This window comes from Novosphingobium sp., from assembly GCF_039595395.1.
Taxonomy (GTDB): domain Bacteria; phylum Pseudomonadota; class Alphaproteobacteria; order Sphingomonadales; family Sphingomonadaceae; genus Novosphingobium.
Genome location: NZ_JBCNLP010000001.1, coordinates 3,885,570 through 3,900,120, shown reverse-complemented (window position 1 = coordinate 3,900,120; position 14,551 = coordinate 3,885,570). Strand labels below are relative to the sequence as shown.

General features: G+C 64.5%; 10 protein-coding genes. 6 read left to right on the top strand and 4 right to left on the bottom strand.

Annotated features, from left to right (window positions below; translation table 11 throughout):
- The first annotated feature begins 286 nt into the window (after positions 1-286).
- From ABDW49_RS17745 to ABDW49_RS17730, 4 genes are all read left to right on the top strand, one after another.
- Positions 287-1,297, top strand: coding sequence for a DUF4167 domain-containing protein (locus ABDW49_RS17745; RefSeq protein WP_343613547.1), 1,011 nt, complete (start codon positions 287-289; stop codon positions 1,295-1,297).
- A 179-nt stretch (positions 1,298-1,476) separates the two neighbouring features.
- Positions 1,477-3,078, top strand: coding sequence for an apolipoprotein N-acyltransferase (gene lnt, locus ABDW49_RS17740; protein ID WP_343613545.1), 1,602 nt, complete (start codon positions 1,477-1,479; stop codon positions 3,076-3,078).
- Between the two features lie 39 nt (positions 3,079-3,117).
- A complete protein-coding gene (gene metK, locus ABDW49_RS17735; protein ID WP_343613542.1) occupies positions 3,118-4,353 on the top strand; it encodes a methionine adenosyltransferase in 1,236 nt (411 codons plus the stop codon).
- Between the two features lie 172 nt (positions 4,354-4,525).
- Positions 4,526-5,311 carry a universal stress protein gene (locus ABDW49_RS17730; RefSeq protein WP_343613540.1) on the top strand — a complete coding sequence of 262 codons (786 nt, stop codon included), beginning with the start codon at positions 4,526-4,528 and terminating at the stop codon, positions 5,309-5,311.
- Positions 5,312-6,212: 901 nt separating this feature from the next.
- Here the strand turns inward: ABDW49_RS17730 and ABDW49_RS17725 are convergent.
- Positions 6,213-7,313 carry a mechanosensitive ion channel domain-containing protein gene (locus tag ABDW49_RS17725; RefSeq protein ID WP_343613538.1) on the bottom strand — a complete coding sequence of 367 codons (1,101 nt, stop codon included), beginning with the start codon at positions 7,311-7,313 and terminating at the stop codon, positions 6,213-6,215.
- A 46-nt stretch (positions 7,314-7,359) separates the two neighbouring features.
- The gene (gene polA, locus ABDW49_RS17720) at positions 7,360-10,242 is read right to left on the bottom strand and encodes a DNA polymerase I (RefSeq protein ID WP_343614361.1); all 2,883 of its coding nucleotides are present in this window, start codon (positions 10,240-10,242) and stop codon (positions 7,360-7,362) included.
- 294 nt (positions 10,243-10,536) lie between these two features.
- On the opposite strand from polA, the gene ABDW49_RS17715 reads away from it, so the two are divergent.
- Positions 10,537-10,713, top strand: coding sequence for a hypothetical protein (locus tag ABDW49_RS17715; RefSeq protein ID WP_157099171.1), 177 nt, complete (start codon positions 10,537-10,539; stop codon positions 10,711-10,713).
- Between the two features lie 95 nt (positions 10,714-10,808).
- Positions 10,809-11,336, top strand: coding sequence for a L,D-transpeptidase family protein (locus tag ABDW49_RS17710; protein WP_343613536.1), 528 nt, complete (start codon positions 10,809-10,811; stop codon positions 11,334-11,336).
- A 29-nt stretch (positions 11,337-11,365) separates the two neighbouring features.
- Here ABDW49_RS17710 and ABDW49_RS17705 read toward each other — a convergent pair whose 3' ends face one another.
- Together ABDW49_RS17705 and groL are read right to left on the bottom strand one after the other, a co-directional pair.
- Positions 11,366-12,427, bottom strand: a complete 1,062-nt coding sequence (locus ABDW49_RS17705) for a serine hydrolase (RefSeq protein WP_343613535.1) — start codon at positions 12,425-12,427, stop codon at positions 11,366-11,368.
- A 446-nt stretch (positions 12,428-12,873) separates the two neighbouring features.
- Complete coding sequence (groL, locus tag ABDW49_RS17700) at positions 12,874-14,511, bottom strand: chaperonin GroEL (protein ID WP_343613533.1); 1,638 nt, start codon at positions 14,509-14,511, stop codon at positions 12,874-12,876.
- Positions 14,512-14,551 lie beyond the last annotated feature (40 nt).

The following is a 14,551-nucleotide window of genomic DNA, read 5'->3' as shown; positions in this document are numbered from 1 at the left end:
CTCATGATCCCTAAATGAAGCCAAGGCACGCCGAGGGATGAAGACTTCCCCTCTGGCAGGCCGAACTCCAGCATCCATGTCGGGGCCGGGCAATCCGCTCAAAGGTCTTGGCACATGCAGGCGGGCCAGATGCGGTTCGGGCTTGAACGAACCGATCGGGCGCAGGGCCTTGACAGGCTCACGTCAAACAACAGGCCCCGGGGGAAGGGCCGAAGGACAGGACGGATGGCTGATCCGGCGGTGCATTATGGCCGCGTGGCAGTCCGGTTTAAGGAAGACCGATCCCTTGAACAACAATCGTGGTAACAACAACAACAACCGTCGGCGCAGCCGCGGTAATGGTAACGGCAATGGTCGCCCGCAGGGCAATGGCGGTGGGCAGCAGCTCAACCGTATTGACAGCCGGGCGCGGGGCAATGCGCCCCAGCTGCTGGAAAAGTACCGCAAACTGGCCCATGACGCCCATCTCAATGGCGACCGGGTCACGGCCGAGTACTATCTGCAGTTCGCCGACCACTATTTCCGCGTGATCGCCGACACTCGCCTGCGCCAGGAAGAGGCTCGCGCCCGTCGCGAGGACCGCTGGCAGGACAATGGCGAGCCGTTCCGCGATGAGGGCGAGGACCCCGCCGATTTCTCGGTGGAGAGCGACTTCCCCACCTTCGATCAGCCGGTCTACACCCGCCGCGAGCGTGAAGAGCCGCGCGGTGAGCCGCGTTCGGACCAGCAACGCCCGGACCAGCCGCGTTCGGATCAACGGGGCGAGCATCGCCGCCGCGACGAGCAGCCCCAGCGCGAGCAACGCGAATACCGTGAGCGCGAGGGCCGTGATCGTGACGTGCGCCAGCGCGACAATCGCGAGCATGAGCCCCGCGAACAGGCCGCCGCGCCCGTTTCCGAGGAATCGACCGAAGCTCAGCCCGCCACCGAGCCGGTGGTCTATGAGCCTGCCGAAAACCCCTTCCTGCGCGAAACCCGCGCCAACCGCGGCGTGCGTCCGCGCCGCGAGGGTCGCGAAGAGCGTCGCCCCCGCAAGGCCGAGCCGCGCGCCGAGGGTGAGGCATCGGCCGAAGTCGTGACGCCGCCCTCCTTCGACGCCTCATCGCTGCCGCCCTCGATCTCGTCGGGCCGCAAGAGCGAGGCTGCTGTCGAGGCACCGGCTCCGGCCCCTGTCGCCGAGGCTGCGCCCGCCCCCGCTGCAGAGGCTGAACCGGCCCCCAAGCGCCCCCGCGCCCGTCGCAAGACGGCAGCGGAAAAGGCCGCAGAGGCCGCTCAGGCTGCCGAGCAGATCAGCTGATCGCTCACCCCGCTTCGCCGGGGGCAAGCCGATCCCGCAAGGGTTGCTGACAAAACTGGAGCGGTTGGTCCGATCATACCGGATCAGCCGCTCCAGTTTTTTGTGCGGCGGGCTTTGAGCATCGCTGCCTGCGAAAAACCGGTTCCCACTTTTTCGCGTGATGCTCTAAGCCTCACCGCATGGCTGAAATTTCCCCCTTCCAACGCAAGTTGAACGCCCTGCTCCATGGGAGCTGGCGCGCTGCCCTGATTATCGCGCTGGGCGTGATGGCCGCGCTTGGCTTCCGCCCGCTGGGGCTGTGGCCCGCGATGCTGCTGGGGGTGGGAGCGCTGGTCTGGCTGGTGGCGCGGGCGCCCTCCTGGCATCGCGCCGCGCTGATCGGCTGGCTGTGGGGTGTGGGGCATTTTTCCGCCGGCAACAGTTGGATCGCGACGGCCTTCACCTATCAGGCCAAGATGCCCGGCTGGCTGGGCGGGATCGCGGTGGTGCTGCTCTCGCTTTATCTGGCGCTGTTTCCGGCTCTGGCGGCGGTGGGGGCGTGGTTTGTGCGCCGTGCGCCGCTGGCGCTGGTGCCGGGCTTTGCGGGGGCGTGGATCGTCAGCGAATGGCTGCGTTCATGGCTGTTCACCGGCTTTGCGTGGAATCCGCTGGGCGTGGCGCTGCTGGGCGATGACACCCATGTCGGGTTGGCGGCGCTGCTGCCATGGCTGGGCACCTATGCGCTTTCGGGCCTCGCGGCGGGGCTGGGGGCGGCGATGGCGGTGGGCGTGATGCTCTGGCCCGCCAGGCGCCCCCAAGCCGCCGCGCTGGTCGCCGTGCCTGCCGTGCTGGTGGGCGGCGCGCTGCTCTGGCCCGCCCCGGCGCATCTGGCTGAGGGGCATGTCGCCTATACGCTGGTGCAGCCCAACATCACGCAGGAGGTCCTCAACGATCCTGCCAATTTCGAGGCGCAGTTCCAGCAGACGGCAGGCCTTTCATGGCCGCTGCATGCCGCTGACCGGCGCATTCTGCTCTGGCCGGAATCGGGCGTGCCGGACTTTATGCGCGATGGCTATCCGGCCTGGTTCTATGACAGCACCGCCTATGGCGACCCCGCGCTGGCCCGTCTGCGGCTGGGCCGGGTGGCGGGCGCCAACAGCGTGCTGCTGACCGGCTCGGTCGATCTCGACATCAAGGGCAAGGTCGCGGAGAGCGGCCAGAATGTCATCACCGCGCTCGATGGCCATGGGCGCATTGTGGGCAGCTATGCCAAGGCGCATCTGGTGCCTTACGGCGAATATCTGCCGATGCGCGGCCTGCTGGAGCCGCTGGGGCTGGCCCGGCTGGTGCCCGGCGAGATAGACTTTCGTGCAGGGCCCGGCCCGCGCACCGTCGACCTGGCCGACCTTGGCAAGGCGGGCATGCAGATCTGTTACGAGATCATTTTCTCCGGCCAAGTGGTCGATCGCGAGCATCGCCCGGACTATATTGTGAACCCCTCCAACGATGGCTGGTTCGGCGACTGGGGGCCGCCCCAACATCTCGCTCAGGCCCGGCTGCGGGCGATTGAGGAAGGTCTGCCGGTGCTGCGCTCCACCACCAACGGGGTGAGTGCGGTGGTCGATGCCGATGGTCTCATTCGCCATGCCGCGCCGCGCGGGGTGGGGGCACGTTTCGACGGTTTCGTGCCGCCCGCGCATGCCGCGACGCTGTTCGCGAGCATGGGCAACACACTTCCGCTTGTCTGGGCTGTGCTTCTTCTTGGCGGGAGCGCTCTTGTGTTGCGGCGAAAGGGAGCGTAGGAAGGGGACATAAAGCTTCCTTTATATCGTAGGACGGTTATGCGCAGCGATTACCTCTTCACCTCCGAAAGCGTCTCCGAAGGGCATCCCGACAAGGTTGCCGACCAGATCAGCGATGCCATCGTCGACCTGTTCCTCTCGAAAGACCCCGAGGCGCGCATCGCCTGCGAAACGCTGACCACCACCCAGCTTGTGGTGCTGGCGGGCGAAATCCGCTGCAAGGGCGTCTATGAGAATGGCGCCTGGGCCGCTGGCGCTCAGGAAGAGATCGAGAAGACCGTGCGCGAGACGGTCAAGCGCATCGGCTATCAGCAGGACGGTTTCCACTGGGAGACCTTCGAATTCATCAACCGCCTGCATGGCCAGTCGGCGCATATCGCCCAGGGCGTGGACGCGGGCGCCAACAAGGATGAGGGCGCGGGCGACCAGGGCATCATGTTCGGTTTCGCCTGTGACGAGACCCCCGATCTGATGCCCGCCACGCTGTACTACAGCCACAAGATTCTCGAGGCGCTGGCCGCCGACCGCCACTCGGGCGCCGCTCCCTTCCTGGAGCCTGACGCCAAGAGCCAGGTCACGCTGCGCTTCGTCGACGGCAAGCCCGTTGCCGCCACCGCCATCGTCGTCTCCACCCAGCACGCGCCGGGCTATGACGAGGGTGCGAAGGGCGCCGAGCTGCAGGCCTATGTCAAGAAGACCGTCACCGGCCTGCTGCCCGAGGGCTTTGTGACCGACGCCACCGTCTGGCACATCAACCCCACCGGCAGCTTCGAGATCGGCGGCCCCGATGGCGATGCGGGCGTCACCGGCCGCAAGATCATCGTGGACACCTACGGCGGCGCGGCTCCGCATGGCGGCGGCGCTTTCTCGGGCAAGGACCCGACGAAGGTTGACCGCTCGGCGGCCTATGTCGCGCGTTATCTGGCCAAGAATGTCGTTGCCGCCGGCCTTGCCAAGCGCGTGACGATCCAGCTCGCCTATGCCATCGGCGTGTCGCGCCCGCTCTCGCTCTATGTCGACAGCCATGGCACCGGCACGGTGGATGATGCGGCTCTGGAAGCCGCCATCGCCAAGGTGGCCGAGGCTTCGCTGGGCGGCCTAACGCCGCGCGGCATCCGCACCGGTCTGGGCCTCAACAAGCCGATCTATCAGCCGAGCGCGGCCTATGGCCACTTCGGTCGCCAGGCCGAGGGCGATTTCTTCCCCTGGGAGCGCACCGATCTGGCCGGCGCGCTGAAGGACGCTGTCGGCGTTTCGGCGGAAGCGGTGGCCTGATCCACCTTTCCTGACGTTTGAGAAGGGCGCGCCTGCAAGGGCGCGCCCTTTTCGTATCTGGAGCCCTCTTCGAATCTGGGGGCCTTTGACCTGAATCATGGCACCGCATCGGCTTTGAGGCATTTTACCAGCAGAGGGCGACATATCCTGATCGCCCCGCCGGAGAAGCAAGATGCGCTCGATCCTTGTCCTTGCCGACCGCAGCCCCGTCAGTGAAAAACGGCTTCAGGCGGCCCTCTCGCTGGCCCGCGCCAACAGCGGCCATCTCACCGTGCTGATCGACACGCCCGTGGCGCGTTATCTGATGACCGACGCCATGGGCAGCGGCTATCTGGCCGCCGACATCGTGCGCGAGGCGGTCGACAGCGACAACGCCTTTGCCGAGACGCTGAACAAGCGGTTGCTGCATGAGGATGTGCCCTATGACATCCTGCGCGCCGAGGATGAGCCCACCGATGCCATCGCCGAGGCGGCGCGGCTGAACGATGTGGTGGTGTTGTCGCGCGGGCAGCCTTTCGTGAGCGATGTGGTGCTGCGCGGGGCGACCCCGGTGCTGGTGCTGCCGCGTGATGGGACAGGTGTGCTGTTGCCGCCCTCGGTGGTATGTGTCGCCTGGGATGGCGGCGATGAGGCGGCCTCCGCGCTGCGGCTGGCGGTGCCATTGCTGGTGCAGGCCGAGCGGGTGCATGTGCTGACCGTGGCCGAAAAGAGCGGCGGCTTCCCGATTTGCGATGCGGTGAAATATCTGGCCCGCCACGGGGTGAAGGCCGAGATCGCCGAGATCGACCGTGGCGGCACGGTGGCGATCACGCTGGATGCGGCGCTGGCGGAGCTTCAGGCTGATCTGCTGGTGATGGGGGCCTATGGCCACAGCCGTTTGCGCGAGTTTCTGCTCGGCGGGGTGACGCGCTATTTCCTTGAAGACAGTGCAGGGCCGACCTTGTTGTTGGCAAATTGATCCTATGTGGAATGCCAATTATTGGAAATTTGCCATATTGGATATATTTTCCGGTCTGCGCGGGATTGTCGTTAACTGGAAAGTGATTCTGATTTTGAATGATCCTTATAGGTTTTAAGGTGAGTGATAAAAATCCAAACGCCGATTTTTTTAGCGTTACAGGGAAAATAAATCTCACAAAATGACATTAAAAATCAATATTATGGTCTAATTTCTAAAAAATTCAACCAATCTCAATGGTTCGTGAGAAATTTGCAATTGCGTGAATCAGTGCTGAGGGTCATAGAGAACGGGCCTTTCAGGCATCCTCTCCCAAAACTTCCATGGCCCGGCTGGTTTCAGCTGGGCCTTTTTTTGTCCGCATAACAGGCGGGATATCAAAAGGCTCGATGGCGGGAGGCGCCCCCGTGTCATTCCGACCCTGTCAGAGCCGGACGCCAACGACCGGTTGTTTCCGGTGAAGCCGCCGCCCTGTGAAAGCGGTCACGCTATCATCTTGTACATAGGGCTTATTGCAATGCAGCATGATGGGTGATGGTGAGGGAAATTGTATCGCTCACCCTGGCGGTGTGCTTCATTTCACCGCATAAATGCGCAGAATTCCGATCCCGATCTCAAAATCGCATCGATGGTTCCGTTTTTCGCACTTGCACAAAACAGGGGCAAGGGGCATATAGGAATTGCCTTTCAGGCATCCTCTCCCAAAACTTTCATGGCCTGGCTGTTTCAGCCGGGCCTTTTTTCTGGTTGCGTTACCATGCGCTGCCCGGTGAGGCGCGTCCCAAACCACCCTGCAAAGCACTGATGATGCTTGTGGAAAGCCAATATGGCTCGTTGCCCTGCACCAGCGTTGGGCAGACATCCGCGATCACGCCTTCCGACGCAGCCGTGCGAACCGGAATCACGTGGTCATGCAAAGCGAGTCGGGCTGATGCAGCCGCAGCCACTCCAGCATGCCCTCACGCATGGCCAGCCGCAGATTGCCCAACGCAACGGGATCGGCGGCGCTCACCACCAGCTTGATCTCGACAAAGCCGACCTTGGCTTCGGCAATCTGCAACTGCCCGGTGCGCCGGTCCCATTCGGGATGCTGGTCCAGCATCGCCAGATAGGCCGCGCGCATCGGCTCGACGGGAAAGCCGGGGCGGATCGGCAGAACCACCGATCCGGTGATGCCGCCCACCCGCGTCCAGTTCTGGAAGCTGGTGTCGAGAAACTTTGCCGTGGGGATGATCAGCCGCCGCTCGTCGCCGGTGCGCACCACGACATAGCTGAGGCGAATGTCCTCGACCCGGCCGTTTTCGCCATCCACCACCACATAGTCGCCGATGCGCATAGGCTGGGTCAGCGCGATCTGGATGCCCGCCACCAGCGATTTGAGCGCGGGCTGGGCCGCGGCACCCATGGCGATACCGATCAGGCCCGCCGAGGCGATCAGCGTGGCGCCGACATGGCGCACGGCGGGAAAGCCCAGCAGGATCATCGCGATGGTGACGAAAATGATCACAAAGCCCGCCGAGCGCGACAGCAGCGTGATCCGCGTGGTGCGGCTGCGCGCGGTCAGCTCGTCATCATGGGCGAGGATGCGCTCGCTCAGCAGCTCGGCGCCGGTCTTGACCCCGGCATAGATCACCCAGCCGGTCAGCGCGGGCACCACAAAGCCCGCCAGCGCCAGCCAGACATGGCTGACCATGCGATCGGCGTCAGCCGCGATCGACAGGCCCACCGCCACAAAGGACCAGCGCACCGACTGGTTGAAGCCGCTGGCGACCTCGGCCTCGGTATGGTGCTGGTTGCGCCGTCCGAGCCGCCGCAGCAGCGCGAAGATCACGCCATGCAGCGCCAGCGCCACCAGAATGGCGCTACCCGCCGCCACGGTGGCATGGGTGAGGCGCCCCGACCAGTGCATCAGCTCGTTGGAGCTGGGCAGTTGATCGGGGTCGAGCGCGCTGGAGGCCAGAGCGATCGGCTTCAGGGTCTGGAGCGCGATATGGGGCGTCATGATGGCGCCCCTGCCGTGCCTCGCCTGAAGCGCGGATGAAGCATCATCAGTGCGCGGCGCCCCAGCTTGCTCCCTTGCCGATTTCCACCCCCAGCGGCACGCCGATGGTGACCGAGGGCAGGGCGGCCTGCTCCATCACGCGGCGGATCACCGCGCTGGCCGCTTCGACATCCCCTTCGGGCACTTCGAAGACCAGTTCGTCATGGACCTGCAGCAGCATCTTCACGCCCGGCAGGCCCGCCTCGGCCAGCGCCGGTTCCATCTGGGCCATGGCGCGCTTGATGATGTCGGCGCAGGTGCCCTGAATCGGGGCGTTGATCGCGGCGCGCTCGCTGCCCTGGCGCTCGGCCTGATTCTTCGAACCGATGCGCGGGAACCAGCATTTGCGGCCGAACAGCGTTTCCGAATAGCCCTTCTCGCGCACGCTGGAGAGCGTGTCGTGAATGTAGCGCTGGATGCCGGGGAAGCGCTGGAAATAGGTGTCGATCATGGCCTGCGCCTCCTCGGGCGTGACGCCCAGACGTGGCGCGAGGCCCCAGCGGCTGATGCCATAGAGGATGGCGAAGTTGATCGTCTTGGCGCGCCCGCGCGTCTCGCGGTCGACGTGGCCGAACAGCTCTTGCGCGGTGGCGGCGTGAATGTCCGCTCCGGCCGCGAAGGCCGCCTTCAGCTCGGGCACATCGGCCATATGCGCGGCCAGACGCAGTTCGATCTGGCTATAATCCGCCGAGAGAATCACATGGCCCGGATCGGCGACGAAACAGTCGCGGATCTGCCGCCCGATCTCGGTGCGGATGGGGATGTTCTGCAGGTTGGGTTCGGTGGAGGAGAGGCGCCCGGTCTGCGCGCCCACCAGCGAATAGGAGGTGTGGACGCGGCCCGTCACCGGGCTGATCGCGGCCTGCAGCGCCTCGGTGTAGGTCGAGCGCAGCTTGGAAAGCTGGCGCCATTCCAGCACCTTGCGCGCGATGGGCACGCCTTCGACCTCCAGCTTTTCCAGAACGGAGAGGTCGGTGGAATATTGCCCGGTCTTGCCCTTCTTGCCGCCCTTCAGCCCCATCTTGTCGAAGAGGATCTCGCCCAGCTGCTTGGGGCTACCGATGGTGAAGGGCTGGCCGGCCAGTTCATGCACCTCGCCCTCAAGCGCGCCGATGGCCTCGGCAAATTGCGAGGAGAGGCCTGCCAGCTTCTCGCGGTCGACGCGGATGCCGCGCCGCTCCATACCCGCGACCACCGGGATCAGCGGACGGTCGACACGTTCATAGATGCGCGTGGCGCTTTCATGCGAGAGGCGGGGCTTGAGCACGCGATGCAGGCGCCAGGTCACCTCGGCGTCTTCGGCGGCATATTGCGTGGCGCGGGCCAGCGGCACTTCGGCAAAGCTGATCGCCTTCTTGCCGGTGCCGCAGACCTCCTTGAAGGAGATGCAGGTGTGATCGAGATGGCGGCGCGCCAGCTCGTCCATGCCATGGCCGCCGCCGATGCCGTCTTCGCTGCGCCCGGCGTCCATATCGAAGCTGATGACCATCGTGTCGTCGAGCGGTGCCACGGTGATGCCGAAGCGCGCCAGCACGTTGAGGTCATACTTGGCGTTCTGGCCCACTTTCAGCACCGCATCGCTTTCCAGCAGCGGCTTGAGGCGTGCCAGGGCGGTGTCACGGTCGATCTGCTCGGGCTTTTCGGCGAACATGTCGGTGCCGCCATGGCCCAGCGGGATGTAGCAAGCCTGACCGGCACCGATCGACAGGCTGACACCAACCAGATCGGCACCAATCGCATCCAGCGCGCTGGTTTCGGTGTCGAACGCCACCACGCGGGCGGCGAAGGCTTTCGCGATCCACGCGTCCAAAGCCTCCAATGTGGTGACGCAATCATAGCCCTCCACATTGATGGCGGGCAGGACGGCAGGCGCCTGAGGCCCGGCAGAGGGCGCAGGTGCCGCCGAAGCATTCGTCGCCTTGGCGGGATGGAGCTGCGTCGAACGTTCCGGGCTGCCACGTCCGCCATCGAGGCGTTTCAGCAAGCTGGAAAAGCCATGCTCGCCCAAAAATGCGGCCAAAGGCTCGGTCGGGATCTGGCCGAGCTTGAAATCCTCGAGCGGCATCGGCAGCGCCGCATCCTCTTTCAGCGCCACCAGCACGCGCGACAGGCGTGCCATATCGGCCTGCTCGATCAGGCTGTCGCGCAATTTGCTGGCCTTCATCGTCGGTGCGGCGGCCAGTGCTGATTCGAGATCACCATGCTCGACGATCAATTTCGTCGCCGTTTTGGGACCGATACCACGAATGCCGGGCACGTTATCCACCGAATCGCCCATCAGCGCCAACACGTCACCGACCCTGTCGGGCGTTACGCCGAATTTTTCCGCGACCTCGGGGAGGAAGATCCGCAGGTTCTTCATCGTGTCGAGCATGTCGATCCGCGCGCCGCTCTCATGGTCGCCCACAAGCTGCATCAGATCCTTGTCGGAGGACACGATCGTCACGTCCCAGCCCTGTGCCACGGCGGCACGCGCATAGGAGGCGATGAGATCGTCAGCCTCCAGCCCGGCCTCCTCGATGCAGGGCAGCGAGAAGGCGCGCGTCGCCTCGCGAATCAGGGGGAACTGGGGGATCAGATCCTCGGGCGGCGGCGGGCGGTTCGCCTTGTATTCGGGGTAGATGTCGTTGCGGAACGACTTGCTGCCCTTGTCCAGAATCACCGCCAAATGCGTGGGTCCATCGGCTTTGTGCAGGTCTTCGGCCAATTTCCACAGCATGGTGGTATAGCCATAAACCGCCCCCACCGGCGTGCCCACCGGATTGGTGAGCGGGGGCAGCCGATGATAGGCGCGGAAGATGTAGGCCGACCCGTCGACCAGATAGAGATGACAGCGGCGATGCCCGTCTGCAGCGCAGTTTTCCGGGGCGTTTGCGGCGGCACTGTCCATCAGGGGCAGGGGGGCGGATGCTGTTTCTGGAAGGTTCATATCGCGCCCGTCATACCCCCTGTTGAAGGGTACGGAAAGCCGCCTTCGGGGCGGGTGAATAACCTTGTCTGTGGTTAAATTATCATGCTGCAGCGCGACGAGTTGTCATCTCTTGACGCGACTAGCGCTTGCATCGCTCGCTCAAGGTGATTATCTGGCTGGCGAAGTCTACTCCTGCGGTAGGCTTTCCGCACGGCGCTCCACCCCCAGTGGAGGGTGTCGCGCGTGGTCCACTCGCTGTTCAAGGAATACATCATGCGCAAGATCATTCTCGCCGCTGCCGTCGCTGGCGCCGCTCTGACCCTGTCGGCTTGCGGCAAGACCGAAGCTCCCGCCACCTCGGCTGAATCGGTTGACACCGTCGTCGACACCGCCGTGTCGGCTGACTCGGCTGCTTCGGTGGACGCCACCTCGGCTGCCTCGAGCAACTAATCTTTTCCGCGCCTCTGCGCGAAAGATTAGAAGAGATTGGGCGCGTGGAGAAATCCGCGCGCCTTTTCTTTGTCTAGAGCCCGGGGAAGATCAGCATGGCACGCCGGATCGGCCTGATCGCCCTGTTGCCGCTGCTGCTGGTCACGAGCCTGAGTGCATGGTGCTTCCTGCGCTCGGTTCATCCGCCCCCCGTCATGCCCTCGGTCGATCAGATCGTGGTGGACAAGCGCGCCCACCGCATGCGGCTGTTGCGCCATGGCGTGGTCGTGAAGACCTATCAGGTCGCGCTTGGCCGGGGCGGCATGGGCAACAAATCACGCCAAGGTGACAATCGCGTGCCCGAGGGCGCCTATCGCATCGCCGGGCGTAACCCTCACAGCGCTTTCCATCTCTCGCTGCATATTGGTTACCCAACGCAAGAGCAGGCCCGCGCTGCCGCCGCCGTCGGGATCGATCCTGGCGGCGATGTGATGATTCATGGATTGCGCCGGGGGCTGGGCTGGCTGGGCCCATGGCAGAGCCGCATCGATTGGACGCGCGGCTGCATCGCCGTCACCGATGGTGAGATCGAAGAGATCTGGGCCATGGTGCCAGACGGCACCCCCATCCTGATCCGGCCCTGAAGGGCTGAACCCCGCTTTTGGCGAGCGCCTTAACGGGCGATGGTCGCCCCGCTGTCCCGCATCGCGGTCAGTTGCGGCTGATAGCCTTCGTAAACCGTGCGCGCGATCGAGGCGATGCGCGAATCACGGCCCGGCTTGCTGCCCTGACCCGTCACATAGATCGCGATGGCGATGTTGCGCCCGTCAGCGGTGCGGATGATGCCCACATCGCTGGAGGTGTTGTTCAGCGTGCCCGTCTTGTGGCCGACGATGGCGTCATTGGGCAGCAGCCCGCGAATGCGATGCGTGCCCGTGGCGCAGCGGCTCATGGCCGAGAGCAGCACAGCGCGGCTGCCCGCGCTCAGCCACTGGCCCTGATAGAGCCCGGCGAGCAGGGTCGCCATGGCCTGAGGCGTGGTGCTGTCGCGCAGGTCGATGGTGGTGGCCGGGTTGACCATCCCGTCATCGCGCACCAGCGTGGCGATATCGCGGTCGATCCGCATGCCGCTCACGCCCGCCTTGCGCAGCCAGTGATCGACCGCGCGGGGCCCGCCGATGGCCGCCAGCAGCGCATCGGTGGCGTGATTGTTCGAATGGATGATCGTCATGTCGATCAACTGCGTCGCCGAATAGATCGGCCCCTCACGCTGAGGCGCGGGGCCCGAACCGGGGCGCGAGGGCATCGGCATCATGATGGGGAAACGGTCGGTCAGGCGGAACTTGCCCTGATCCACGCCGTCGAGGAAGGTCGCGACGATGGCGACCTTGACCGTGCTGGCCATCGGGAAGGGCTGGTCGCCCATCACCGAAATGCCCTTGCCGTTGGACAGATCGACCGCGGCAACGCCGATGCGGCCATGGGTGGCATTGGCCACACCGGCCAGCCGCGCCTCGAAGCCATTGCCATAAGGCACGACCGCGCCGGGCGCCGGATTGGCGGGCAGAACGCCGCCGGGCAGCACCGTGCCGGGCGGCAAACCACCAGCCGGCGCGGGCTTGATCTGGAAAACCCGGTCGAAAGCTTTTTCAAGATCGTCGGCAGCGGCAGGCGGCGCAATAAGCGCTCCGGCGAGCAGTGCCGCACTCATCAGACGAAAACGAAGACTGTGCATGATTCTGCTTATGCCACCGATGACCCTGCAATACGGTTAACCCAAGTGACGGGGTTGATATAGAGTCACGCGATAAGGCGCGCGGGCTTTGCGGTGGAGGGGGGAACCAAAAGAAGTTAAGGGAAAATGCGAGGGTGTTACACCCTCGCGCTCCCGGAACGTCTACCGACGCCGAGGCAGTGGCACCCGATCGGAGTGCCCGGTCTATCCACCTGCGCAGGTTAATGCGCCGCAGGCAGCAATGTTTCATAGCACAGCATTTTTTGCCAAGTCTCATTGCCTGCGGCGCTGCGACGTTGCGCAAGGTCGAACCGAGGTGCCCATGCTGACAACACCCGGGAGCGCGAGGGGGTAACCCCCTCGCATTTCCCCTTTTCTTCAAACAAAACAAAACCCGAGGAGATTGCTCTCCTCGGGTCTCGCTTTTCAGACAGGCTGACCTGGACTTAGAAGTCCATGCCACCCATGCCGCCGCCCGGCATTGCGGGCATGGCGGGCTTGTCATCGGGCTTCTCGACGATACCGGCTTCGGTCGTGATCAGCAGGCCGGCCACCGAGGCGGCGTTCTGCAGCGCGGTGCGCACAACCTTGGTCGGGTCGATCACGCCGGCGGCCAGCAGGTCTTCGTAGACGTCGGTCGCGGCGTTGAAGCCCAGCGTCTCGTCGGCCTGGTCCAGCAGCTTGCCGGCAACCAGCACGCCGTCGACGCCAGCGTTCTCGGCGATCTGCTTGATCGGGGCCGAGATCGCCTTGCGGACGATGTCCACGCCGCGGGTCTGGTCTTCGTTGGCGCCCTTCAGGTTCTCGAGAACCTTGGTGGCGTACAGCAGAGCCGTACCGCCGCCGGGGACGATACCCTCTTCGACAGCAGCGCGGGTGGCGTGCAGGGCATCGTCAACGCGATCCTTGCGCTCCTTGACCTCGACCTCGGTCGAACCGCCGACCTTGATGACAGCGACGCCACCAGCCAGCTTGGCCAGACGCTCCTGCAGCTTCTCGCGGTCGTAGTCCGAAGTGGTGACTTCGATCTGCGCCTTGATCTGCTCGACGCGGCCCTTGATGTCCTCGGCAGCACCGTTGCCATCGACGATGGTGGTGTTGTCCTTGTCGATCGTGACCTTCTTGGCCTGGCCCAGCATGGTCAGGGTCACGGTCTCGAGCTTGATGCCCAGGTCTTCCGAGATCATCTCGCCAGCGGTCAGCGTGGCGATGTCGCCCAGCATGGCCTTGCGGCGGTCGCCGAAGCCGGGAGCCTTGACGGCGGCGATCTTCAGGCCGCCACGCAGCTTGTTGACGACCAGCGTGGCCAGAGCCTCACCCTCGATGTCCTCGGCGATGATCAGCAGGGGGCGACCCGACTGAACCACGGCTTCCAGGATCGGCAGCAGCGACTGCAGCGAGGAGAGCTTCTTCTCGTGGATCAGGATGTAGGGGTTTTCCAGCTCGACAGTCATCTTGTCGGGGTTGGTCACGAAGTAGGGCGACAGGTAGCCGCGGTCGAACTGCATGCCCTCGACGACGTCCAGCTCGAATTCGAGACCCTTGGCCTCTTCAACGGTGATGACGCCTTCCTTGCCGACCTTCTCCATGGCTTCGGCGATCTTCTCGCCGACTTCCTGGTCGCCATTGGCCGAGATGATGCCGACCTGGGCAACCTGAGCCGAACCCGAAACGGGCTTCGAGCGGGCAGCCAGATCCTTGACCACGGCGTTGGCGGCCAGATCGATGCCGCGCTTCAGGTCCATGGGGTTGATGCCGGCGGCGACCGACTTCAGGCCTTCGCGCACGATGGCCTGAGCCAGCACGGTGGCGGTGGTGGTGCCGTCACCGGCCTTGTCGTTCGACTTCGAAGCGACTTCGCGCAGCATCTGGGCGCCCAGGTTCTCGAACTTGTCCTTCAGTTCGATTTCCTTGGCGACGCTCACGCCGTCCTTGGTGATGCGGGGGGCGCCGAAGCTCTTTTCGATGACGACATTGCGGCCCTTGGGGCCCAGGGTCACCTTCACAGCGTCGGCAAGGGTGTCAACGCCCTTGAGGATACGTTCGCGCGCGTCGCGGCCGAACTTGACGTCCTTGGCAGCCATTATGAATTCCTTTGAAAATCAGAAATAAGGGGAAATTCCG

Bases quoted from the DNA above. Each gene is read 5' to 3' on its own strand.
- lnt (WP_343613545.1), top strand. From the start codon at position 1,477: ATGGCTGAAATTTCCCCCTTCCAACGCAAGTTGAACGCCCTGCTCCAT.
- metK (WP_343613542.1), top strand. From the start codon at position 3,118: ATGCGCAGCGATTACCTCTTCACCTCCGAAAGCGTCTCCGAAGGGCAT.
- ABDW49_RS17730 (WP_343613540.1), top strand. From the start codon at position 4,526: ATGCGCTCGATCCTTGTCCTTGCCGACCGCAGCCCCGTCAGTGAAAAA.
- ABDW49_RS17725 (WP_343613538.1), bottom strand. From the start codon at position 7,313: ATGACGCCCCATATCGCGCTCCAGACCCTGAAGCCGATCGCTCTGGCC.
- polA (WP_343614361.1), bottom strand. From the start codon at position 10,242: ATGGACAGTGCCGCCGCAAACGCCCCGGAAAACTGCGCTGCAGACGGG.
- ABDW49_RS17715 (WP_157099171.1), top strand. From the start codon at position 10,537: ATGCGCAAGATCATTCTCGCCGCTGCCGTCGCTGGCGCCGCTCTGACC.
- ABDW49_RS17710 (WP_343613536.1), top strand. From the start codon at position 10,809: ATGGCACGCCGGATCGGCCTGATCGCCCTGTTGCCGCTGCTGCTGGTC.
- ABDW49_RS17705 (WP_343613535.1), bottom strand. From the start codon at position 12,427: ATGCACAGTCTTCGTTTTCGTCTGATGAGTGCGGCACTGCTCGCCGGA.
- groL (WP_343613533.1), bottom strand. From the start codon at position 14,511: ATGGCTGCCAAGGACGTCAAGTTCGGCCGCGACGCGCGCGAACGTATC.